Genomic DNA, 22,622 nt, shown 5'->3' on the forward strand with positions numbered 1-22,622 from the left:
ATTCGAACTGCGTCCTGCCCAGAATTCATCCATCGATCACTGTTCTGGAGGTATCCCATGGCACGCAACGGCACGGTTCTGGTTCTTGGCGCAACGGGCGGCATCGGCGGCGAGGTCGCCCGCCAGCTGCGCGATGCAAGCTGGCAGGTGCGCGCGCTCAGGCGCGGCGTTACCGCCGGGCTGCGTGACGGCATCCAGTGGATGCCCGGCGACGCGATGGATGCGCAGGCCGTGCGCGAAGCCGCGCGCGGTTGCGAAGTCATCGTGCATGCGGTCAATCCGCCGGGCTACCGCCGCTGGTCGGAGCTGGTGCTGCCGATGCTCGACCACAGCATTGCCGCCGCGAGGGCCGAAGGCGCGACGATCGTGCTGCCCGGCAGCGTCTACAACTACGGGCCCGATGCCTTCCCGCTGCTGGCCGAGGATTCGCCGCAGCACCCGGTCACGCGCAAGGGCGCGATCCGCGTCGAGATGGAGCGGCGGCTCGAGGCCGCCAGCCGCGGAGGCGAGGGCGTGCGGGTGCTGGTCGTGCGTGCCGGCGATTTCTTCGGCCCGCGGGCCGGCAACAACTGGTTCTCGCAGGGGCTGGTGAAGGCAGGGCGGCCGGTCTCGGTCGTGAGCTACCCGGGCAGCCCCGGCGTCGGTCACCACTGGTCGTACCTGCCCGACGTGGCGCGCACCATGGTCGAGCTGCTCGCGGTGCGCGACAGGCTCGACGCCTTTGCCAGCTTCCACATGGCCGGCCACTGGGATGCCGACGGCACGCGCATGAGCGAGGCCATCCGCCGCGTGGTGGCGCGCCGCACCGGCGTCGAGGTGCGCGTGTCGGCCTTCCCGTGGTGGTCGCTGCTGCTGGCATCGCCTTTCGTCGCCACCTTCCGCGAACTGCGCGAGATGCGCTACCTGTGGCGCACTCCGGTGGCCATGGACAACGCGAAGCTGTTGGCGCTGCTCGGCCGCGAGCCCTACACCCCGCTCGAAGAGGCCGTGGAAGCCTCGCTCGAAGGCATGGGCTGCCTCGCCGGAGCGCCGGTGCCCGCCGCCGCCTGATCAGAAGACCGACAGGCCGGTGCGGGCGACGAACATCTCGAGCGCCTTCATGCCGAGCAGCGAGTTGCCGGTGGCGTCGAGCGCCGGCGACCACACGCACAGCGTGAGCTTGTCGGGCACCACCGCCACGATGCCGCCGCCCACGCCGCTCTTGCAGGGCAGGCCGATGGAAAAGGCCACGTCGCCGGCGGCGTCGTAGGTGCCGCAGGTCAGCATCAGCGCGTTGATGCGGCGGGTCTGCCGCTCGCCGGTGATCGCTGGCCGGCCGTCGATCGGGTGGGCGCCGTCGCGGCACAGGAAGGCCGCGGCGCGCGCCAGCTGGCGGCAGCTCATGCGCAGCGCGCACTGGTGGAAGTAGGTGTCGAGCACCTCGGCCACGTCGTTGTCGATCTTGCCGAAGCTCTTCATGAAGTTGGCCAGCGCGATGTTGCGAAAGCCCGTCTCGGCTTCCGACTGCGCCACCTCGTCGTCGAAGCCGATGGGCTCGCCGCACAGGCTGCCCATGAGCGCGAGGATGTCGGCCTTGGCGCTGCCGCCGTTGGCGCTCGACTGGCTCACCAGCCGGTCGGCCACCGCGATGGCACCGGCATTGATGAACGGGTTGCGCGGCTTGCCCTGCTCGTTCTCGAGCTGTACCAGCGAGTTGAAAGGGTTGCCCGAGGGCTCCCGGCCGATGCGCTCCCACAGCGCGTCGCCCATGCGCTGCATGGCGAGCGTGAGCGTGAAGAGCTTCGACACGCTCTGGATGGAGAAAGGCGTCTCGAAGTCGCCCGCGCCGGCCTCTTCGCCTTCGCAGGTGCGCAGTGCGATGCCGAACTGCCGTGCATCCACGCGCGCCAGCGCCGGGATGTAGCTCGCCACGGTGCCGCCCTGGCCGAGCTGCGGGCGCAGGGTGGCGGCGATCTCGTCGAGCACCGGCTGGAATCGGTTCATGGCTTTCATGCCGGGCGTTGTACCGCGGGCCGGCGGTTCACCAGCACGATTCCCAGCGCCACGCCCGCCAGCGCCACGATCAGCTGCGCCGTCAGCGGCTCCTTCAGCAGCACGACGCCGAACACCAGCGCGAACAGCGGCGTGAGGAAGGTGAAGGACGACATCTGCGTGGCCGGGTAGTGCCGCAGCAGCCACATCCATGCGAGGTAGCTGGCGAACGCGCCGACCACGGTCTGCAGGCCGATCGAGCCCCAGGCTGCCGCCGAGTATGCGAAGCCCCAGTGCTCGCCCAGCGCGAGCGACAGCAGCGGGCACACCGCGGCCGTCACGGCCACCTGGTAGAACAGCGTCTTCTCGGCGCTGGCCGTGGCCAGGCGCGTGGTGCGCAGCGTGATCGTGGTCAGGCCCCAGAGCATGCCGGCCGCGAGCGCCAGCGCATCGCCGACCAGCTGCGTCGAGCTCATGTGGCCGAAGCCCTCGCTGAAGGCCAGCACCACCCCCGCGAAGGCGATCAGCAGGCCCAGCCACTGGAACCCGCGCAGCCGTTCGGTGGGCACCCAGCGCGGCAGCAGCAGCGACACCCAGAAGGGCGCGGTGTAGAGGAACACCGTGAGCCGCGACGCGCTGGTGTTCTGCAGCCCGAGGTAGATGCCCGCGAACTCGCCCGAGAACAGCAGCCCTGCCAGCAACCCGGGCCACAGCGTGCCATCGCGCTCGAACAGCGGCACGCCGCGCCGCACGCACCACAGCCACAGCAGCGCCGTGGCGCCGACCATGCGGATCGACGCCTGCCACAGCGGTGGCACTTCGGTGACGGTCGTCTTGATGAGGATCTGCTGCAGTCCCCAGAAGGCGCAGCAGGCAATGAGCAGGCCGATGGCGAGGCTGTCGAGGTGGGTCTTGCGCTGGATCATTCGCGGTCAATCGGTCGCGGCGCGTGGCCGCCAATTCGTCCGATGATCGTATCGCGGCCGCGGAGCCGGTGTACAACAGCGTGCGGTGCGGAGATCACTTCGCCACCGGATACGGCGGCTTGCCACGCGTGCCCGTCATCAGGTCGGGCACCACGGTCTCCACGTCGGGCAGTGCACGTGCGGCGCGCTCCAGCTTTCTCGCCAGCGCCGTGTTCGGCACGCAGCCCTGCAGGTACACCCAGCGGCGCTGGATCACGACCCATACGCTGCCCCGGTCCACGCCCGGCACGGCGCGCAGCGCGGCACGCACCTTGGGTGCGAGGGGCTTGTCGTAGCGGTAGGCATTGCTGTCGGCGCATTGGCCGGCCAGCCAGCAACTGGTGCCGCGCTCCAGCCGCGAATGGGTCTGCAGGCGGCGCTCCTCGGCCGTGTAGAACGGACCCTCGGGCGTGGCGCAGGCCGGCAGTCCGGCGGAGACCTGGAAGAACGGGTCGTCGAACCAGTTCTGCTTGGTCGGCCCCGCGGTTTCCTGCGCCGTGCCGGCCTGCGCGGCGAGCAGCGAGACGAGCAAGAGCGCAGGGCGGTGCATCACAAGGGATGCTCGGTGTAGAAGCGCCCGCCGTGGAACAGAAGCGGCGAGGCGCCGGCGTCGTGGGTGCAGCGCTCGACCTCGCCCACGAAGATCACGTGGTCGCCTTCGTCGTAGCGGCTGCGGTTGAAGCACTCGAAGCTGGCCGCGGCTCCCGCCAGCACCGGCGCGCCGCCGATGCCTTCGGTGAAGACCACGTCGGCCCAGCGGTCGATGTTCCGGGTGGCGAAGCGCTCGGCCAGTGCCTTCTGGCTGGCGGCCAGGATGTTGACGGCGTAGTGCGAGCCGGCGCTGAGCGCGGGCATCGAGCCGGCCGCGCGCGCGAGGCTCCACAGCACCAGCGGCGGCGCGAGCGACACCGAGTTGAAGGAGTTGGCGGTAAGGCCGACCAGCGTGCCGTCGGCCGCGCGCGCGGTGACGATAGTGACGCCGGTGGCGAACATGCCGAGCGCTTCCCGGAACTCGGCGGGCGAAAAGGAGGGCGGCTGGGCCCGTCGGGGAGTGGTCACTGGGAAAGTCTGCAAGGGCTTGGAGGGCAGAAGGCCATTTTGGCTCAGCGACCCGGGGGGCTGCTTGGCGGGGCGCATCAACTCGGTCACCAGCCGGGAATAGGCGGTGGCCGCAAGTGAGAGGGTACGTCCTGCGAGGGTCACCAGGCTGCAATGTGTCTGCATGGGCCCGAGGCCGGCCGCCGGGTGGGTGGCCCTTTCGAGCCAATGTTCCCGGTGGTCGAGCCCCAGGCTCAGCCGAAGAACCAGTAGCAGACCATGATGGCCGCGACCACGCCGGCCAGTTCGGCCAGCAGCGCGCAGGCCACCGCGTGCCGCGCACGCTGGATGCCGACCGCGCCGAAGTACACGGCCAGCACGTAGAAGGTGGTCTCGGTGCTGCCCTGGATGGTGGCGGCCACCAGCGCGGGGAAGCTGTCGACGCCCTGGCTCTTCATGGTCTCGATGAGCATGGCGCGTGCCGCGCTGCCCGAGAACGGCTTGACCAGCGCGGTGGGCATGGCGTCGACGAAACGTGCGTCGAAACCGCCGGCGTTCACCAGCCAGCGCAGGCCGTCGAGCACGAACTCGAGCGCGCCCGAAGCCCGCAGCACGCCGACGGCGCAGAGCATGGCGACCAGGTAGGGCAGCAGGTTCTTCGCGATGTCGAAGCCTTCCTTCGCGCCTTCGATGAAGCACTCGTAGACCTTGATGCGCCTGATGGCGCCCGCCAGCAGGAACATGATGATCACGCCGAACAGCGTGAGGTTGCCCAGCAGCGACGACAGCGACGCAATGGCGGCGGCGGACAGCGTGCCAAGCAGCGCCATGAAGCCGCCCAGCAGCAGCGCGCCGGGCACGAGGTAGGCCAGTACCACCGGGTCCCACAGCCGCAGGCGCTGCGCCACGGCCACCGACAGCAGCCCCACCAGCGTCGAGGCGCTGGTGGCCAGCAGGATCGGCAGGAACACCAGCGTCGGGTCGCCGGCGCCCTGTTGCGCGCGGTACATGAAGATGGTGACGGGCAGCAACGTCAGCGACGAAGCGTTAAGCACCAGGAACAGGATCTGCGCGTTCGTGGCCGTCACCGGGTCGGGATTGAGCCGCTGCAATTCGCGCATCGCCTTGAGGCCGATCGGCGTGGCGGCGTTGTCCAGCCCGAGCGCGTTGGCCGCGAAGTTCATCGTGATGAGACCGAGTGCCGGATGTCCCGCAGGCACGCCGGGCATCAGGCGGCGAAAGAGCGGCCCCAGCAGCCGCGCGAGCCAGCCCACCAGCCCCGCCGCCTCGGCGATGCGCAGGAAGCCGAGCCACAGCGTGAGCGTGCCGAACAGCAGCACCATCACCTCGACCGCGAGCCGTGCCATCGCGAACAGGCTCTCGACCAGCGCGGCGAACACGGTGGGGTCGCCCCCGACGAGCCATCGTCCCAGCGCCGCGAGCGCCGCCATCCCGAAGAAACCCAGCCACAAGCCGTTGAGCACGCGTCTTTTCCTTTTTTTGCGGCCCGATCATAGGCCGCCATTCCGGGCCGCCGCGAGCTAAAGTGCGGCCCATGCCTGCCGCCACCATCCGCCGATTCGCCGCCCTGGCACTGGGCGCGGCTGCGCTCTGGCTGGCCGGCTGCGCAAGCCTTCCGCCGCCCAGGCCGATGCCGGTGGTCACGGCGCTTTCCGCCGCTGACGTGTCGCAGACGGAGCTGGCGCAGCTCGCGGCTAAGGGCACGCCGGGCGGCTCCACGGCGCTGTCGGGCTTCCGGCTGCTGCCGGAGGCGGCCTTCGCGTTCGACGCGCGCATCTCGCTTGCGCGGCACGCCGAGAAGTCGCTCGACGTGCAGTACTACCTGATCCAGAAGGACGACGTCGGCCTGCTGTTCCTGAAGGAACTGCGCGAGGCCGCCGCGCGCGGCGTGCGCGTGCGGCTGCTGGTGGACGATCTCTACACCGGCGGCGAGGACGAGGTGTTCAGCACGCTGTCGGCGTTCCCGAACATCGAGGTGCGCCTGTTCAATCCGCTGCCCTCGCGCGCCAGTTCGCTGTCGGCGCGGCTGCTGTTCTCGCTGACCGACTTCGGCCGCATCAACCACCGCATGCACAACAAGCTGCTGGTGGCCGACAACAGCTTCGCGGTATCGGGCGGGCGCAACATCGCCAACGAGTACTTCATGCGCAGCACCGCGGCGAACTTCATCGACATGGACGTGTTGTCCAGCGGCCCGGTGGTGCGCGAGATGTCCGAAGGCTTCGACCGCTACTGGAACAGCGAGCATGTGCGCCCCATCGAACAGGTCGCGCCGCAGCGCCTGCCGGTGGAGGAGGCTCAGAAGCGTTTCGACGCCATTGCGCGCACGGCGGTGCCCGACGTGGCCATGCACCAGCGCGACGTGCTCAACAAGCCGCCGGTGGGGCAGGAGCTCATCACCGGCAACGTGGAGCGCTACTGGGCGCCGTCCACGCTGTTCGTGGACTCGCCCGAGAAGATCACGCGCAAGCCCGACGCCGCCTACGAAGGCAGCGTGACGGAAGGCGCGCTGAACGTCATCAACTCGGCCAGGCGCGAGGTGAAGATCGGCTCGCCGTACTTCATTCCGGGCGCGCGCGGCATGGCGATGATGAAGAAGGCGATCGAGAACGGCGGGCGCATCACGGTGGTCACCAATTCGCTGGGCGCCACCGACGAGCCGCTGGCCTATGCGGGCTACGAGCGCTACCGCGCCGACATGCTGAAGATCGGCGTCACCATCTACGAGATCGCGCCCACGCTCACCGGGCGCTCGGGCCGCTTCGGCGACTTCGGCAAGTCGATCAGCCGCCTGCACGCCAAGCTGGCGGTGATCGACGACGACCGCTTCTTCGTCGGTTCGATGAACCTCGACCACCGCTCGGCCGCGGTCAACACCGAGATGGGGCTGGTCATCGACAGCCCCGAACTGGTGAAAGACTACGACAAGCTGATGGCCGGCGACCGCGTCAACCTCGGCTACCGGCTGCGGCTGGGGCCCGACGGGCGGCGCGTGCAGTGGCTCGAATACGACGACGCCGGCGGCGACATCGTCCACGAGGACGAGCCCGGCGAGTTCCTCTGGCTGCGCTTCAAGAACTGGCTGCTGCTGCCCATCGTGGGCGAGGAACTGTTGTAGGAAGCCTACCGGCGAAGCTTCTTTGTCATCTCCGGAAGGGGGCGGTGCATTACATTTCCAGTAGAAATGTAAACTTTTGTCACTGCCCTTGAGGCCCCTGGAGACTTCGACATGACCGTTCCCGTGCAGCGCGAGTCCATTGCTCCGCTTTCGACGATCGCACCGCTTTCCACCAGCCGTCGCCGCGCGCTGACCGGACTGGCCACCGCCGCCGCCGCCGCGGGACTGGGCTTTCCGGCCTTCGCGCAGGGCCGCGCGGTGCGCATCGGCACCACCTTCGACAACAGCAGTGTCGAGAAGGCCAACGGTCAGGGGTTGTTCCAGGGTTCGAGCGCCTTCTTCGCCGCGCTGAACAAGGCCGGCGGCATCAACGGCACCAAGGTCGAGCTCGTGATGGCCGACGACACCTTCAAGCCCGACGTGGCCAAGGCCAACGCACTGGCCTTCGAGAAGGACAGCTCGGTGCTCGCGCTGCTGCATCCGCTGGGCACGCGCCAGACGGCCGAGGTGATGGACGCCGTGCCCGGCATGGCCGTGGTCGGCCCCATCACCGGCACCATCTCGCTGCGCAAGAAGGCCTCGCCCAACACCTTCTGGGTGCGCGCCAACTACGACCAGGAAGTCGACAAGCTCGTGAGCACCGCCGCCGTGCTGGGGCAGAGCCGCATCGGCCTCGTGCATTCGGACGACCCGCTGGGCCAGTCGGTGCTCGCGGCCTTCAAGAACGCGCTGGCCAAGGCCAAGCTCGAGCCCGCAGTGATCGCGACCACGCCCAACACCACCAGCATGGAGGTGGGCCCCGCGGCCACCGCCATCGCCAAGGCCAAGCCGCAGGTGGTGGTGGTCGGCCTGGCGGGCACGGCGCCGGTATTCCTGAAGGCGCTGCGCGAAGCGGGCAACACCAGTTCGGCCTACGGGCTGTCGATCACGGCCAGCGCACTGGCGGCCATGGGCGACCTGGCCAAGGGCCTGGGCTTCGTGATCGTGGTGCCTTCGCCGTATTCGACCAAGTTCGAGATCGTGCGCCGCTACCAGGCCGACATGATGGCCAGCGGTGTCAAGGAGTTCTCGCTCACCAGCCTGGAAGGCTACCTGAACGCCGCCGTGCTGGCCGAGGGCATGCGCCGTGCCGGCGGCTCGCTCACGCGCGCCTCGGTGATGTCGGGGCTGGCCAGCATCGAGAACTTCGACATGGGCGGCGTGAAGATCCACTATGGCCGCACCAACCGCGAGGGCGGGCAGTTCGTGGACGTGGCGGTGATCGGCAGCCGCGGGCAGATGCTGAGCTAGGCCCGCGCTCCCACGGGGAGCGCCTGCGGATACTTCGGCAAAGGCCGCGGGCCGCGGCGCGGGCGCGCCGTACATTGCACGCCCATGGACCTCGACCTTTCACTGTTCGATGGCCTGCTGCTCACGGGCTTCGCGGCCTGCGCGGCGCTGGCCTTGGCCGCCTTCCTGCCGTGGCAGCGTGCCGTTTCGCAAGGCCGCGTCAGCGCGCTCGGCGCGAGCCTCGGCTACACGCTGTGGGTGGCCGCGGTGCCGCTGGCCGTGTGGTGGGGCATCCAGGCCTTCCTGGACCGCCTGCCCGCCGGCGAGCCGTCGTTCTGGACGCACCTGGCGGACATCGGCGTGGCTTTCGCCCTCTTCGTGTGCCTGTGGGTGTCGTGGGCGGTGGCCTTCGTGCTCGCGTGCCTTGCCGCGTGGCGCTTCACCGTCTGCGCCCGTCGTTGGCGCGAGCGGTCAGCGGCCTGAACCGCGGCGCCTCGAACAGTCGAATCAGCCCGGCACATCCTCGGCGATTCCCACGCCCAGCAGCCCTTCGAGCAGCCCCTTGTCTGCCGCCAGCGCCGCGCTGGGCCCCGCGTGCACCACGGTGCCGCGCTCCAGCACGATGGCCTTGTGCGTCATCTCCAGCGCCAGCACCGGGTGCTGTTCCACCACGATCGATGCGAGCCCTTCCGATTCGCACAGCCGGCGGATCGCCACGGCCAGCTCTTCCACGATGATCGGCGCGAGGCCTTCCATCGGCTCGTCGAGCAGCAGCAGCTTCGGGTTGGTCATGAGCGCGCGGCCGATGGCCAGCATCTGTTGCTCGCCGCCCGAGAGCTGGTTGCCGTAGTTGCCGCGCCGCTCGCGCAGGCGCGGAAAGAACTGGTACACGCGCTGCAGGTTCCATGCGCCGAAGCGCGCGACGACGGTGAGGTTCTCTTCGACGGTGAGCGACGGGAACACCTCGCGCTCCTGCGGCACCCAGCCCAGTCCTGCGCGCACGCGCTGGTGCGAAGGCCGGCGCGTGATGTCCTCGCCCTGCCAGCGGATGGCGCCCTGCATCACGCGTGTGTTGCCCATGAGCGTCTCGAGCAGCGTGGTCTTGCCCACGCCGTTGCGCCCGAGAACGGCAAGGCTCTCGCCCTGCTGCAGCGAGAAGCCGAGGCGGTCGAGCACCACGGCATTGCCGTAGCCGGCGGTGACGCCGTCGAAGGCGAGGGCTTCAGCCATGGTGGTGCGCGCTTCCCAGGTAGACCTCGCGCACGCGCGGGTCGGCGCCGATCTCGACGGGTGTGCCTTCGGTGAGGATGCGTCCGCCCACCAGCACCGAGATGCGGCGCGAGAAGCGGAAGACGAGTTTCATGTCGTGTTCGATGAACAGCACGCTGATGTCCTGCGGCAGCGCCGCGATGGCTTCGAAGAGTTCGCCGCTCTCGTCCTCGGGCACGCCGGCGGCCGGTTCGTCGAGCAACAGGATGCGCGGCCTGGCGGCCAGCGCGAGCGCGATTTCCAGCAGGCGCTGCTTGCCATAGGCCAGCTCGGCCACGGGCACGTCGGCCAGGCTGTCGAGCCGCAGCGTGCCGAGCAGCGCATGCGCCTCGTCGAACACGGCGGTGCAGCCCTTCAGCGGCCGCCACCAGGTGGCGCCCAGGCCTTCGCGCTCGCTGATGGCCAGCACCACCGACAGCAGCGGCGTGAGGCTGGGGAACAGCGTGTTGATCTGGAAGGTGCGCGCCAGTCCCATGCGCGCGCGCTTGTCGCCCGACAGGCGCGTGATGTCGCGCCCGCCCATGTGGATCGATCCGCTGGTGGGCTTGAACACGCCCGTCAGCAGGTTGATGAGCGTGGTCTTGCCGGCGCCGTTGGGGCCGATCAGCGCCTGCCGCGCGCCGGGTTCGAGCGAAAGGTTCACCTCGCTCACGGCCTGGAAGGCGCCGAAGCGGATGCCCAGGTTCTGCGTGCGCAGCGTGTGGGTGGCCGGGCTGCTCATGGCGCCTTGCCTCCCGTGCGAACCAGGCGCGACAGCGCGCCCATGATGCCGCCGCGGCCCAGCATGACGGCCGCGATCAGGAAGATGCCGAGCCAGAACATCCAGTACTGCGGGTTCATGTCGGCGAACCAGTCGTGCACCAGCATGTAGACGATGGCGCCGATCATCCCGCCGTACAAACGTCCGGTGCCCCCGAGCACGAGGATGATGAGCACCTCGGCCGAGCGGTTGAAGCCGATCGACTCGATGCCGACGAACTGCGTGGTCTGCGCCAGCAGCGCGCCCGCCACGCCGGCCACCGCCGCCGAGAAGGCGTAGGCCATGCGCAGCCGTGCTTCCACCGGCGAGCCGATGGCCGTCATGCGCTTGCGGCTGTCGTGGATGCCGCGCAGCGCCAGGCCGAAGGGGGAGCGCAGCACCAGCCGCACCAGCAGGAACATCGCGAGCACCACGCCGAAGGCATACCCGAAGGCCGTCTTGCCGTAGAGGTCGAAGTCGAAGAGGCCGAGCACCGGTGCGATGACCACGCCCTGCAACCCGTCGGTGCCGCCGGTGATGCCCGACAGCCGGTTGGCCAGTTCGTACAGCAGCACGCACACGCCGATGGTGATCATCAGCCGCGTGAGGTCGGCACCGCGCACCACGAGGTAGCTCAGCACGTAGCCCAGCACGCCGCACACCGCAAGCGCGAACAGCAGGCCGGTGAAGGGCTCGCTCCAGCCGTACCTGGCGAGCAGGCCGGCCGCGTAGGCCCCCGCGCCGAAGAAGGCCGCATGGCCCACGGTGAGGATGCCCGCGTAGCCGAGCGCCATGTCGAGCGACACGGCGAACAGGCCGAAGATCATGACCTGGCTCATCAGCGTGAGCTTGTCGGGCAGCAGGAAGAAGCACGACGCGAGCGCGAGCCAGAAGGCGGCTTCCGCGATGCGCAGCCGCGCGGGCGAGATGGACAGGGCTTTCATGCGAGCCCCTTCTTCGCGACGATGCCGTTGGGCCGCACGAGCAGCATGACGATCATGAAGACGTAGATGAGAAAGGCGCCCGCCTCGGGCAGGTAGTACTTGCCGGCCACGTCGACGATGCCCACCAGCAGCGCCGCGATGAACGGACCGGTGACAGTGCCCGCGCCACCCACGCACACCACCATCAGGAAGTACACGAGGTACTTGAGCGGGAACGACGGCTCCAGCCCCAGCATGCCCAGGCTCAGCGCGCCGCCGAGGCCGGCCAGGCCGCAGCCCAGCGAGAAGGTCAGGAAGAACAGGCGCTGCACGTGGATGCCCGTGCCGCCCGCCACGCGCTGGTTGTCGACTGCCGCGCGCACCATGGCGCCGTAGCGCGTCTTGCCCAGTCCCAGCAGCAGCGCGGCCAGCACGGCCACGCCGCAGCCGATGAGGAACAGGCGATAGCGGCCCACTTCGAGGCCCAGCAGCGACACCTGGCCGTCGAGCGCCGGCGGCAGGGTGAAAGGCTGCATCGTCGGCCCGAAGAAGTAGGTGAAGACCGCGATCGACACGAACACCACGCCGATCGACAGCAGCACCTGGTCCAGCGGATGCGCGCGGTACAGCCGCCGGTAGAACACGAACTCCAGCAACGCGCCCACCAAGGCTGCCGCCACGAAGGCCGCCGCCAGCGACAGGCCGAAGCCCAGGCCGAAGCGGTTCATGAGCACGCTGGCCGCATAGCCGCCCACCATCGCGAAGCTGCCGTGCGCGAGGTTGACGAAATTCATGAGCCCCATCGTGATGGACAGGCCCACGCCGATGAGGAACAGGAGCATGCCGTAGGCCACTCCATCGAAGATCACGATGCCCATGAATTTCCTGCTTGCTGCGGACGTGCTGGCTGGCGGACGGAAGGCGTCCCGGTTACTTGGCGGCGGCGCCTTCCTTGGCCGGGTCCTTCACGCGGTCGAACTTGTCGAACTCGACGTTCACCAGCTGGCCGTTCACGCGCTCGGTCTTGCGGATGTACACGGTCTGCACGATGTCGCGGGTGGCCGGGTCGATCTCCACGGGGCCGCGCGGGCTCTCGAAGCTCAGGCCCTTGAGCGCGTCCATGAACTTGTCGCCGGCGATGTCGCCCTTGGTCTTGGCCAGCGCCAGGTCGATGGCGGCCATCGCGTCGTAGGCGGTCACGGCGAAGTAGCTCGGGCGCAGCTTGGTGCCGTTGTCGGCGGCGAAGTCCTTCACGAACTTTTGGTTCTTCGGCGAGGGGTGCGCGAACGAGTAGTGGTGGCTCGTGACCAGACCCAGCGCCACGTCGCCGGTGGCGTCGAGGTAGCTGTCGTCGGTGGCTTCGCCGGTGGCGTACAGCTTGATGCCGGCCTGCTCCATGCCGCGCTCCTTCCACACCTTCAGGAAGGCCGGCGGCATCACGCCCGAGGGAAAGAAGAAGAACACGGCCTGGGGCTTGGCGTCCTTGATGCGCTGCACGTAGGCCGAGAAGTCGGGGTTGTTCATCGGCGTGCGCACCTCGCCCGACACCTTGCCGCCGCCGGCGGTAAAGGTCTTCTTGAAGGCGGTCTCGGCATCGACGCCCGAGGCGTAGTCGGCCACCACGGTGTAGGCGTCCTTGATGCCTTCCTTGAGCATGTAGCGCGCCATCGGATCGGTGACCTGCTGCACGGTGAACGACAGCCGCGCCACGTAGGGCGAGCTGGTGGTGATGGCCGAGGAGGCCGCGTTCATCACGATGGTTGGGATCTTGGCCTGCGTGGCAATGGCGCCCACGGCGTAGGCGTTGGGGCTGAAGTCCAGGCCGGTGAGCACGCTCACCTTGTCGCGCACGATCAGCTCCTGCGCGATGCGCTTGGCGGCGTCGGGCGCGGGGCCGCCGGTGTCCTTCTTGACGATCTCGACGGTGCGCCCGCCCACCTTGCCGCCGTGCTCCTTCAGGTACAGCGCGATGCCGGCGTCGAACTGGCGGCCGTAGTCGGCGTAGGGGCCCGAGTAGGTGGCAATGAGGCCGATGCGCAGCGGCTCGTCGGCGGCCTGGGCCGTGGCGCCCAGCAGGCCGAAGCCGGCCAGCATCAGGGTCGAGAGAACGGTTCTCTTGGTCATCGTCGTCATGGGAAAACGCCTTTCAGGTGGAATGGATGCGCCCCTTCGGGCGCCGCTGTCGTGTAACCGGATGCGCGAGGCGGGCGATGATGCCCGACGCGCGCTTCAAACCTGTGTATCGGGCACGCGCACCGTGAGGCCATCGAAGGCCGCGGTGACGGTGAGCTGGCAGCTCAGGCGCGAGCCAGGCCGGCGTTCGGACGCCACGGCGTCGAGCAATGCGCTCTCCATGTCGTCGGGCGGCGGCAGCAGGCCGATGAACGCGTCGTCGACGTAGACGTGGCAGGTGGCGCAGGAGCAGCAGCCGCCGCATTCGGCGTCGATGCCGCGCACGTTGCCGCGGATGGCGGTCTCCATCACGCTGGCGCCGGCCTTGGCGTCGACGTCGCGCGTGGTGCCGTCCTTGAGGATGTAGTGGATCGTGGGCATTGAATGTTTTTTCTTCAACGGGGAACACCGCGGAACCGGCTTTGCCGGGCCGCTGGTGTTGCCCCCTGCAAGGGGGTGGGAGGCCACACGAAGTGGGCAAGCCTGGGGGTGTGCGTCATCGCTAGAACATGTCGAAGTACTCGCGGTGTTCCCACTCGCTGACTTCGAGGTTGAAGCGGGCGATTTCCGCTTCCTTGATGTGGCACAGGTAGTCGACGAAGGTCTTGCCCATCTGCGTGTTGAGCATTTCGTCGCGGCGCAGGCAGGCGAGGGCCTCCCCCAGGGAACGCGGCAATTGCTCTGCCGGCGTTTCGTACGGCGCGTCGGCCGAGGGGCCGGGGTCGATGCGGTTCCTGATGCCGTCCAGGCCCGAGAAAAGCTGCGACGCCAGGTACAGGTACGGGTTGGCCGTGGGCTCGCCCACGCGGTTCTCGATGCGCGAAGCGCTCTGCCCGACGCCGCCGAGCACGCGCAGCATCGCGCCGCGGTTGTCCCTGGCCCAGATCGCGCGGTCGGGCGCGAGCGAGAAGGGGCGGTAGCGGCGGTAGCCGTTGATGGTGGGGCTCGCCAAGGCCGCGGCCCCGCAGGCGTGCGCCTTCAGCCCGCCCAGGTAGTGCATGCCGATCCCGCTCAGGTCCTGCCCTTCGGCCTCGGGCATGAACGCGTTCACGCCATCCGCCTTGCGGCGCAGCGACTGGTGCAGGTGCCAGCCGCTGGACATCACGTTCGGGATCTTCGGGCGGCACATGAAGGTGGCATGCAGGCCGGCACGCTGGCAGATCTGCTTGATGGCGCTGCGCAGCAGCACCATGGTGTCGGCGGGCATCACGCCGGCGGTGGGGCCGAAGGTCAGCTCGAACTGGCTCGGGCCGAACTCGATCTCGAGCGAGCGAAGCGGCAGGCCGAGCGCGGTGAGCTGCGAGCGCAGCAGCTCCATCAGCGTGTCGACGCGGTCGTAGCGCAGCTCGGTCAGGTACTGGTGGCCATGCGACAGCAGCGACACGCGCGGCGGCTCGCCGGGCTGGCCCGAGTCGGCGAGGCCCATGCGCGCGTCCTCCAGCTTGAAGACGTGGAACTCCACCTCGAGGCCAGCGATGAAGTCCAGGCCCAGTTCGTCGAGCTGGCGCACCGCGCGCTGCAGGATCTGCCGGGTGGCGAACGGGCAGGGCGTGCCGTCGGGCATGTAGGCGTCGCACAGCACCCAGCCGGTGCGCGGCGACCACGGCAGCACCTTGAAGGTGGCCGGGTCGGCCACGATGGTGAAGTCGGCGCCGCCCTGCAGGCCTTCGATGGCGAAGCCGCCGCCCTGGGTGAACACCGGGAACACGGTCTTGTGCGAAGTGTCCTTGGCCAGCAGGGTGGAGGTGAGGTTCACGCCCTCCCACAGGGCCGAGCGCGCCTCGCTGGCGACGAGGGTCTTGCCGCGCAGGATGCCGTGCTGGTCGGGCCAGGCGAAGCGCACGAGGTCGACCTCTGCGTTGTCGATGCGGCGCACCAGTTCCCTGGCCTGCGCGTGCTGGTCGTCGCTCCAGAGGCCGAAGCGCTCGACGAAGGTGTGGCTCTTGCTGCTCATGGCGTGCGTGCGGCGAGCGGGGTTCAGGCGGCGAGCCGTGCGGAGGCCCAGTCGGACTTCAGGCGGCGCGCGCGGTCGGCGTCCTGCCAGTAGGCCTCGGTGGCGGCTTCGTCGCTCACGCCGCGGCCGATGCCGTCGATGGAAGGCGGCCCCGTCATCGCGCTGGCCTGCGCGGCGTCGATGAGCATCGGCGCGGTCTCGCCGGCCAACGTAGCCTCGATGGCCTTCACCAGCACGCGGCGGTAGGCAATGATGCCCTTGTCGGTGCTGCCCAGGTGCTCGCGCGTGCGGTCCTGGATCGCGCCCTGCGACTCCACCGCCCACTGGTCGTGCACGTTGATGTCGTCGCCCATGCCGGTGTAGGTCTCGGTCAGCTGCTCCTCGATGCTGTAGCCGTAGTTGTTGCGCTTGTTCTTGCGCGAGGTGTAGTCGGGCAGCTCGTAGAGCTTCAGGCGCTGGTCGCGCATCTGCTGCTTGTCGACCGGGCCGGTGAAGCTGGTGAAGACGGCGTACCAGTAGCAGTGGGTGTCGTCCACCGGCACGTGCCACTGCGAGATGGTCATCTCCGCGCTCATCGGGATCACGAAGGCCTGCGGGAACACCACGTTGGTCACTCGCACGTGGGTGGTGTCCTCGCTGAGCTTGCGCAACGCCTTCAGGCGGAAGCCGTAGTCGGTGGGCTCCACGCTGATGTCGGGGCGGTCGTACTCGCGCAGCACCTGGGTGATGGGCATGTCGGAGTCGGCCGAAGCGCCGCGGAACTGCTTGCCGTAGCTCTCGGATGTGTCCTCGTCCTCGAAGAAGCGGTGCAGGTACGAGGCGTGCGCGGGGTCGATGCCCACTTCGAGCGCCTGCAGCCAGTTGCATTCGAACAGGCCCTTGAACGCGAAGGTGTGGCTGTCGGGCGCGACGAAGCAATCGAACTCGGGGAATGCGGGGGGCTCGCCCTCGCCGATGTAGGCGAACACCATGCCGGCTTTCTCGACCACCGGATAGGCCGACTGCTTGATGCGACTGCACAGCTTGCTGGTGGCGGGCTCGGCCGGGGTCTCGAGGCAGTTGCCCTTGGCGTCGAACAGCCAGCCGTGGAAGGCGCAGCGCAGGCCGCCGTTTTCCAGCCGGCCGAAGGCGAGGTCGGCGCCGCGGTGCGGGCAGTCGCGGTCGAGCATGCCGAGCTGGCCGCTCTCGTCGCGGAACAGGACGAAGTCCTGCCCCATGAGCTTCACCGGCTTGACCGGCCGCGGCCCCGCCAGTTCGTCGACCAGGGCCACCGGCTGCCAGTAGCGGCGCAGCAGCTTGCCGGCGGGCGCGCCGGGTCCGACGCGGGTGATGAAATCGTTCTGCTCGGCGCTGATCATCGTGCGGGCTCCATCGTGGGTGCTGTGGAAAGAGGCTGTTCACTCGTTGCATGCAACTGTATGCATTGTCTTGGTGATTCTCTGATCCGGTCAAACCTTCATCTGTGATTTCGCCCCGAATTGGGGCTTGTCAACGCGGAAATCAGGGTAATTGCTGATCTCTGCGTGTGTTTTTCACACTTGCTTGCATACGCTGCATGCAACAACCGAGCCAGGGCAAATCGGCTGCGTGCAGCGCGAGGCGCTCTCCTAGAATCGGCCGATGGACTCCCAACAATCCCGCGTGCTCGTGCAACTGCGCGACATGATCCTCAAGGGCGGATTCGTGCCCGGAGAGCGGCTGGCCGAGATCCCGCTCGCCGAGAAGCTCGAGGCCTCGCGCACTCCTGTCCGGCTGGCGCTTGCCAGCCTGGAGCACGAAGGGCTGATCGAGCAATCGCCCAGCGGCGGCTACCAGATGCGCCGCTTCACCTCGCAGGAAGTGGCCGATGCCATCCGCGTGCGCGGCGTGATCGAAGGCTTCGCAGCCCGCCTCCTGGCCGAGGACGGAGCCCCGCGGCAGCTGCTGCGCGACCTCAAGGACTGCCTCGAGGACGGCGATCGCGCCGTCAACAAGCCGAGCATGGAGCTCGACGACTACGCGGCCTACGTCGAGATGAACGACCGCTTCCATAAGCTGATCATCGAAGGCTGCGGCAACCTGGCGCTCAAGCGGGTGATGGACATGCTCGGCGGCCAGCCCTTCGCCGCCCCCAGTGCCATGCTGCCGATGCAGTCGTCGATGGAAGAGGGCCAGCAGTGGATGCGCCAGGCGCACCGCACGCACCATGCGATGGTGCAGGCCATCGAGCGCGGCCAGGGTTCGCGCGCGCAGGCGCTGGGCGAGGAACACGTGGAGATCGCCCGCATGAACCTCGACTACGCGCTGGAGCGCCCCGAACTCGCGGCCGAATTGATGCCTGGCATCCGCCTGGTGTCGAAAGGCCGGACCGGATAACTCGCCGGTCTATAAAAGACTGCCCGGTATTTCGGTGTCCGACCCGTCTGGTTGGCGACGCTCGAGACTAGAATTTCCGCATGAGTGCCACCGCCCCCGCCAGGACTTCGTTCAAGGAACAGATGCTGCAGGCCCGCGAAGAGGCCATCGTGCAGACCGCCAACCGCCTGCTCGCCGAAAAAGGCTTCGAGTCGATGACGGTCGACGAGGTCGCCGCATCAGTGGGCATCGCCAAGGCCAGTCTCTACAAGCATTTTCCGAGCAAGGAAGACCTTGCCGCCGCGGCAATGGTGCGGATCATGCAGCGCACGCTCGACTTCCTGGCCTCGGTGCCGGCCGAGGACAAGCCCGTCGACAAGCTTCGCGCGGTGGTGCGCTGGGCCATGCAGGTGCAGTTGGCCGGCGAGATGCCGTCGCTGCCGCACCAGAACTCCACGCTGCGCGCCACGCTCATGAACAACCGCGGCTACCTCGACCGGCTGGTCACGATCAGCGACAGGCTCGGCGGCTGGATCCAGGCGGCCCAGGCCGATGGTTCGATCAACCAAAGCCTGCCGGCCATCGCTGTGCTCTACACGCTGTTCGCGCGCGCGTGCGATCCGGTGCTCGGTTTCCTGAAGGCCGGCGGGCTGCAGACCGACGAGCAGATCGTCGAACTGGTGCTCTCGACCTGTTTCGAAGGCATCGCCTCGCGCTGAGGCCTTGCCGCAGCCGGCGCCTCAGCTGCTGATCGCGCGCCGCGGCGTCACCACCGCTTCCACTGCCGCGCCGACTGCCAGCAGGCGGTGGTCGGTATTGCCGATGCCGGCCACCATCAGTCCGACCGGCGCCGTGCCCGCATCGTGGCAGGGCACCGAGAGCGCGCAGCCGTCGAACAGGTTCACCACCGAGGGGTTGCGCAGCATGCGGGCGTTGATGCGGTAGTAGGTCTCGTCGTCCTTCAGCACCTCGGCGATCGGTGGCGCGATGTCGGGCGTGGTGGGCATCAGCATCGCGTCGTAGCTGCCGGCCGCGGCATTGATCGCGCGGATGAACTGGCGGCGCAGCGCCTGCAGCTGCAGGTAGTCGGGCGCGGTGATGGTCTCGCCGGTCTTGATGCGGGCCAGCACGCGCGGGTCGTACCTGGCGGCGCCGGTCTTGATGAATTCGCGGTGCCAGGTGAAGGCCTCCGCCGCGGTGATCATGCCGCGCGGGTTGATGGTCGGCGCCTTCGCGAACTCGGTCATCGGCAGGTCCGTGACCGTGGCGCCCGCGGCCGAGAGCTTCGACAGCGCCGACGAGAAGGCCGCGGCCACCGCCGGCGACAGGTCGTCCTGGAAGAAGGTCCTGGGCACTGCGAAGCGCAGGCCGCGCAAGGGCAGCACGCGCAGCGGGCGGTACAGCTCGGCGGCCATCACGGCGTCGAGAAGTGCGCAGTCTTCGACCGTCCACGCCATCGGGCCGGCCGAATCGAAGGAGGTCGACAGCGGCATCACGCCGTCGAGCGGCACGCGGCGCTGCGTCGGCTTGAAGCCCACGAGCCCGTTGAGCGCCGCCGGAATGCGCAGCGAGCCGCCGGTGTCGGTGCCGATGGCGCCAGCCGCCATGCCGTCGGCCACCGAGATCGCGCCGCCGGAGGTGGAGCCGCCCGGAATGCGGCCGGTGGCGCGGTCGAACACGTTCTTCGGCGTGCCGTAGTGCGGGTTCACGCCGAGCCCGGTATAGGCGAACTCGACCGTGTTGGTGCGTCCGATGACGATCGCGCCGGCCCGGCGCAGCCGCTCGACCACGATGGCGTCGCGCGCTGCCGGCGGCTGGCCGGCCAGCACGACGGAGCCGCCAAGCGTGGTGATGCCGGCTTCGTCGAACAGGTCTTTCAGCGAGATCGGGATGCCGGCGATCGGCGAGGCGGCCGGGCGGCCGGCCTTGCGTTCGGCGTCGAGCCGCGCGGCAGTGCTGCGGGCCGTATCGGCGTGCACGCGGATGAAGCTGCGCGCGCCTTCGCCCGCGGGGTTCTGGATGGCGGCCAGTGCTTCCTGCACGAGCTGGCTGCTGGTGAGCGTGCCGGCGGCGAGGCGGCGTGCCATCTCGGCCATCGACAACTGACCCATCGCCTTTCCGGTGCCGTCGCCCGGACCCTGGGCGAAAGCGCGCGAGCAGATGCCGAGCAGCCCGGTGGCCGCGGCGGCACCCGCGGTCCGTTTCAGGAAGGTGCGTCGTTGTTCTTGCTGTTGCGTCATTGCGCGCTCTCCTCCATCGGTGAGATGGTCTCGGGCCAGTCTACACAGCGGTTGCGGCGGGCACGTTGCCGGCCGTTACGGTGTTACCGCGCGTGCCGCCTGCTCAGCGCACTTCGACCAGCAGGTGGGGCTTGAAGCCTTCCTGCTCGCCATTTCGCGCATAGCCGAGCGGGTTGGCCACCACGCGGCAGCCGTTCTTCACGTAGTCGGACGGACAGTGAAGATGGCCGTGCAGCCATAGCCTGGCATGGGGCAGCAGGTCGTCGAGCGCATTGCAGAAACCGGCCGTGCCGGGCGTCAGGCCGTAGCGCGGATCGCCGCTCTCGAGGCTGGGCGCGAAGTGCGTGATGGTCACGGTCGTGCCGTCGAAGGGTTCGGCCAATGCCTGGGCGAGCCAGGCCTGGCAAACCAGACCCTGCTCGCGGAGCTGCTCGGCAAGGAACAGCTCGCCGTTACGCATGGTGGCTGCTTTTTCAAGGTAGAAATCGGCGGCGCGCATCGCCTTGCCGCGCTTCTTCAGCGCCTCGGCCAGGGTGTCCGTGGGTTCGGCCAGCGCATCGAAGTCGGCCCAGAGCGTGGTGCCGACGAAGCGGATGCCGTCGATGACGCGCGCCTCGCGCTCGAGCCAGAAGATGTCGAGTTCCTCGCACAGTTCGCGCAGGCGGTCGTGGGTCTCGTCGAAGTCGAGGTTGTCGTATTCGTGGTTGCCCGGCACATAGATCACCGGGGTCGGCCAGCCGTTGCGGGGCGAGAAGCGGCCTAGTCCGAAGTCGGTCTCCGTCAGCCGGGAGCGTTGTTGGTAGGAGCCGATGTCGCCTGCAAGGACCAGCATGTCGGCGCCTTCCACCGGATCGGCATGGAAGCGGGGATGGGACTCCAGGTGCAGGTCGGACAGCAGTTGCAACTTCATCGTCGGGCCAGTCTAGGTGAATTGCCCCATGCGCGAAGTGCATAAGGTTCGGCTTGTATTACTAGGGATAACCCTTATTCTTGAAGCATCAACCACTCAGAGCACGGCCACAAGCCGCGCAACATCATGTTCAGCCTCATCGCCCAAGTGGCCCGTTTCTTCCGTTCCTCGACCGCCAGCGCCCCGGCCAGCCACGCCGCCGCCCTGATGGAAAGCGCCGACATGCGCGCCGGTCGCGGTGCGCACCACGCCCAGGAACTGCGCGCCGCCGCCAGCGCCTGGCTCAGCGTCGTTCGCTGAGTCCTTCCGGTCAACCGGGCACCTTCTGCCCGAGGACCGATCCAGCGAAAGCCGCGGCTGCGGAGCGCAACAGCGCTGTGCGCAGCCATTCATGTGCGTGCCCATGCTGGGCGCGCCTGTGCCAGATGGCATCCACGTGCACCGGCGGCTGGTCGAATGGCAGGTCGCGCAGCACCAGTTGCTCGTCGATGCCGGTCACCGTCACGAAGTGGCGAGGCAGCACGGTCAGCAGGTCAGAGTTGGCGACCACCCGGCCTGCCGTGAAGAACTGGTTCACTGTCACCACGATGCGGCGCTCGCGCCCGAGGGCGCCGAGCGTCTGGTCGATGAAGCCGTAGGGCCGGCCCGAGAAGCTCACCAGCAGGTGCCGCGCGGCGCAGTAGTCGTCGAGCGTGAGGGGCGCCTTGGCGAGCGGGTGGTCCCGCCGCATCACGCATACATATTGGCCCAGGTAGAGCCGCTGGGTCTCGAACGCCACCCCCACGCCGGACTGTCCGCGCGCAGCGAGGCTGGCAATCACCGCCGGGAAATAGCCGATGGCCATGTCCACTTCTTCCAACTCGAGCATGCGACGGGGGTCGCGCGTGGTCAGCGGCAGCACGCGCAGCGAAATGGCGGGCGCTTCAGTTTCGGCGATCTGGACCAGCCCGGGCACAAGTTCTGCCGCCGTGGCATCGGCCATGGCCAGCAGGAAGGTGGTGTCGGCAGTGCCCGCATCGAACTCGCCGGGGGCCAGCGTGTGCTGAAGCTGGCGAAGCGCGTCGCGCACTGTCGGCCACAAGGCGAGAGCCCGGGGCGTGGGCTCCACGCCGGCACCGGAGCGCTTCACCAGTTCGTCTCCCAATACCTCGCGCAGGCGGCGCAGCGCATTGCTGACCGCCGGCTGCGTGATCGACAGGTTGCGGGCCGCGCGCGTGAGGTTGCGTTCGGCCATCACCTCGTCGAAGACGCGGAGCAGGTTGAGATCAAGCGTGCGAAAGTTGACGTCCATCAGCGATGTGAATGATAAACATCAGAAAGATAAAGTGGAAACGCACTAGGGTAAGCCCTAATATCACTGCATCGGCCTTGTTCGCCACCACTGATTACCACCGTTCCTCAGGAGGGACACATCATGACCAGCTTCGTTCACGTTGACCAACCTACCGTCCACCCTGGCGTCCGTCGCGCCGAAGTCCTTTTCGGCCAGATCCAGGCCGCCCGCGGCGGCGCGAACGGCGCCCGCCCGCTCATCGCAGTTCTGATCATCGCCATCGCCGCAGCGGTGCTGGTGGTAACTGACGCCCTCGTTTCCAACTGGAACGAAGGCGGCCTGCTTGCCGTGTGGACCGTGTTCTGCCTCGCAGCCATTGCACTCTTCGCGCTGTTTGCCGGTTCCATCAGTGAAAGCAGTGTCGGC

24 protein-coding genes (1 of these 24 running past the window's edge) are annotated in these 22,622 nt (G+C 68.4%); 8 read left to right on the forward strand and 16 right to left on the reverse strand.

Going from position 1 to position 22,622, the window contains the following annotated elements:
* Positions 1-57: 57 nt before the first annotated feature.
* Positions 58-1,050, forward strand: coding sequence for an NAD-dependent epimerase/dehydratase family protein (locus AACL56_RS03355; protein WP_339088420.1), 993 nt, complete (start codon positions 58-60; stop codon positions 1,048-1,050).
* On the opposite strand, the gene AACL56_RS03360 is transcribed toward AACL56_RS03355, so the two are convergent.
* From AACL56_RS03360 to AACL56_RS03380, 5 genes are all read right to left on the reverse strand, one after another.
* Entirely contained in the window at positions 1,051-1,983 is a 933-nt protein-coding gene (locus AACL56_RS03360; RefSeq protein WP_425336977.1) for a glutaminase, read from the reverse strand. It abuts the gene before it with no gap.
* Positions 1,984-1,988: 5 nt separating this feature from the next.
* Positions 1,989-2,897, reverse strand: a complete 909-nt coding sequence (locus tag AACL56_RS03365) for a DMT family transporter (RefSeq protein ID WP_339088422.1) — start codon at positions 2,895-2,897, stop codon at positions 1,989-1,991.
* A 94-nt stretch (positions 2,898-2,991) separates the two neighbouring features.
* Positions 2,992-3,486 carry a BON domain-containing protein gene (locus AACL56_RS03370; protein ID WP_339088423.1) on the reverse strand — a complete coding sequence of 165 codons (495 nt, stop codon included), beginning with the start codon at positions 3,484-3,486 and terminating at the stop codon, positions 2,992-2,994.
* A complete protein-coding gene (locus AACL56_RS03375; RefSeq protein ID WP_339088424.1) occupies positions 3,486-3,995 on the reverse strand; it encodes a flavin reductase family protein in 510 nt (169 codons plus the stop codon). Before AACL56_RS03375 ends, AACL56_RS03370 begins: the two co-directional genes overlap by 1 nt.
* A gap of 233 nt (positions 3,996-4,228) precedes the next feature.
* Positions 4,229-5,458 (reverse strand): nucleoside recognition domain-containing protein, encoded by a 1,230-nt coding sequence (locus AACL56_RS03380; protein ID WP_339088425.1) that lies wholly within the window; start codon positions 5,456-5,458, stop codon positions 4,229-4,231.
* Between the two features lie 71 nt (positions 5,459-5,529).
* Here AACL56_RS03380 and AACL56_RS03385 point away from each other — a divergent pair, with 71 nt between their 5' ends.
* From AACL56_RS03385 to AACL56_RS03395, 3 genes are all read left to right on the forward strand, one after another.
* Positions 5,530-7,113: a phospholipase D family protein gene (locus tag AACL56_RS03385; RefSeq protein ID WP_339088426.1), complete on the forward strand. Its 1,584-nt coding sequence runs from the start codon at positions 5,530-5,532 to the stop codon at positions 7,111-7,113.
* A 111-nt stretch (positions 7,114-7,224) separates the two neighbouring features.
* Entirely contained in the window at positions 7,225-8,403 is a 1,179-nt protein-coding gene (locus AACL56_RS03390) for an ABC transporter substrate-binding protein (RefSeq protein ID WP_339088427.1), read from the forward strand.
* A gap of 84 nt (positions 8,404-8,487) precedes the next feature.
* Positions 8,488-8,865 (forward strand): hypothetical protein, encoded by a 378-nt coding sequence (locus tag AACL56_RS03395; protein WP_339088428.1) that lies wholly within the window; start codon positions 8,488-8,490, stop codon positions 8,863-8,865.
* 24 nt (positions 8,866-8,889) lie between these two features.
* Here the strand turns inward: AACL56_RS03395 and AACL56_RS03400 are convergent, their stop codons facing one another.
* From AACL56_RS03400 to AACL56_RS03435, 8 genes are all read right to left on the reverse strand, one after another.
* Positions 8,890-9,612 (reverse strand): ABC transporter ATP-binding protein, encoded by a 723-nt coding sequence (locus tag AACL56_RS03400; RefSeq protein WP_339088429.1) that lies wholly within the window; start codon positions 9,610-9,612, stop codon positions 8,890-8,892.
* Entirely contained in the window at positions 9,605-10,372 is a 768-nt protein-coding gene (locus tag AACL56_RS03405; protein WP_339088430.1) for an ABC transporter ATP-binding protein, read from the reverse strand. Before AACL56_RS03405 ends, AACL56_RS03400 begins: the two co-directional genes overlap by 8 nt.
* Positions 10,369-11,334, reverse strand: a complete 966-nt coding sequence (locus tag AACL56_RS03410) for a branched-chain amino acid ABC transporter permease (RefSeq protein WP_339088431.1) — start codon at positions 11,332-11,334, stop codon at positions 10,369-10,371. The genes AACL56_RS03405 and AACL56_RS03410 overlap by 4 nt, the downstream gene beginning before the upstream one ends.
* The gene (locus AACL56_RS03415; protein ID WP_339088432.1) at positions 11,331-12,191 is read right to left on the reverse strand and encodes a branched-chain amino acid ABC transporter permease; all 861 of its coding nucleotides are present in this window, start codon (positions 12,189-12,191) and stop codon (positions 11,331-11,333) included. The genes AACL56_RS03410 and AACL56_RS03415 overlap by 4 nt, the downstream gene beginning before the upstream one ends.
* A 52-nt stretch (positions 12,192-12,243) precedes the next feature.
* The gene (locus AACL56_RS03420; protein ID WP_339088433.1) at positions 12,244-13,446 is read right to left on the reverse strand and encodes an ABC transporter substrate-binding protein; all 1,203 of its coding nucleotides are present in this window, start codon (positions 13,444-13,446) and stop codon (positions 12,244-12,246) included.
* A 96-nt stretch (positions 13,447-13,542) separates the two neighbouring features.
* Positions 13,543-13,866, reverse strand: coding sequence for a 2Fe-2S iron-sulfur cluster-binding protein (locus AACL56_RS03425; protein WP_339088435.1), 324 nt, complete (start codon positions 13,864-13,866; stop codon positions 13,543-13,545).
* Between the two features lie 121 nt (positions 13,867-13,987).
* Positions 13,988-15,439, reverse strand: a complete 1,452-nt coding sequence (locus tag AACL56_RS03430) for a glutamine synthetase family protein (protein WP_339088436.1) — start codon at positions 15,437-15,439, stop codon at positions 13,988-13,990.
* Between the two features lie 23 nt (positions 15,440-15,462).
* Positions 15,463-16,797, reverse strand: a complete 1,335-nt coding sequence (locus AACL56_RS03435) for an aromatic ring-hydroxylating dioxygenase subunit alpha (protein ID WP_339088437.1) — start codon at positions 16,795-16,797, stop codon at positions 15,463-15,465.
* Between the two features lie 262 nt (positions 16,798-17,059).
* Here AACL56_RS03435 and AACL56_RS03440 point away from each other — a divergent pair, with 262 nt between their 5' ends.
* Both AACL56_RS03440 and AACL56_RS03445 read left to right on the forward strand, forming a co-directional pair.
* A complete protein-coding gene (locus AACL56_RS03440) occupies positions 17,060-17,794 on the forward strand; it encodes a GntR family transcriptional regulator (RefSeq protein WP_339088438.1) in 735 nt (244 codons plus the stop codon).
* An 80-nt stretch (positions 17,795-17,874) separates the two neighbouring features.
* Complete coding sequence (locus tag AACL56_RS03445; RefSeq protein ID WP_339088439.1) at positions 17,875-18,492, forward strand: TetR/AcrR family transcriptional regulator; 618 nt, start codon at positions 17,875-17,877, stop codon at positions 18,490-18,492.
* A gap of 21 nt (positions 18,493-18,513) precedes the next feature.
* On the opposite strand, the gene AACL56_RS03450 is transcribed toward AACL56_RS03445, so the two are convergent.
* Both AACL56_RS03450 and AACL56_RS03455 read right to left on the reverse strand, forming a co-directional pair.
* Entirely contained in the window at positions 18,514-20,013 is a 1,500-nt protein-coding gene (locus tag AACL56_RS03450) for an amidase (protein WP_339088440.1), read from the reverse strand.
* Positions 20,014-20,116: 103 nt separating this feature from the next.
* On the reverse strand, positions 20,117-20,923 hold the full coding sequence (locus AACL56_RS03455) for a metallophosphoesterase (RefSeq protein ID WP_339088441.1): 807 nt from the start codon (positions 20,921-20,923) through the stop codon (positions 20,117-20,119).
* Positions 20,924-21,049: 126 nt separating this feature from the next.
* Here AACL56_RS03455 and AACL56_RS03460 point away from each other — a divergent pair, with 126 nt between their 5' ends.
* Entirely contained in the window at positions 21,050-21,223 is a 174-nt protein-coding gene (locus AACL56_RS03460) for a hypothetical protein (protein WP_339088442.1), read from the forward strand.
* A gap of 10 nt (positions 21,224-21,233) precedes the next feature.
* Here AACL56_RS03460 and AACL56_RS03465 read toward each other — a convergent pair whose 3' ends face one another.
* The gene (locus tag AACL56_RS03465; protein WP_339088443.1) at positions 21,234-22,214 is read right to left on the reverse strand and encodes a LysR family transcriptional regulator; all 981 of its coding nucleotides are present in this window, start codon (positions 22,212-22,214) and stop codon (positions 21,234-21,236) included.
* Between the two features lie 123 nt (positions 22,215-22,337).
* On the opposite strand from AACL56_RS03465, the gene AACL56_RS03470 reads away from it, so the two are divergent.
* Positions 22,338-22,622, forward strand: the 5' portion of a protein-coding gene (locus AACL56_RS03470; protein WP_339088444.1) for a hypothetical protein. Its footprint extends 258 nt past the window's final position; only the first 285 of its 543 coding nucleotides appear in the window; it begins with the start codon at positions 22,338-22,340; its stop codon lies beyond the right edge, outside the window.

The organism is Variovorax paradoxus (assembly GCF_902712855.1).
Lineage (GTDB): Bacteria > Pseudomonadota > Gammaproteobacteria > Burkholderiales > Burkholderiaceae_C > Variovorax > Variovorax paradoxus_Q.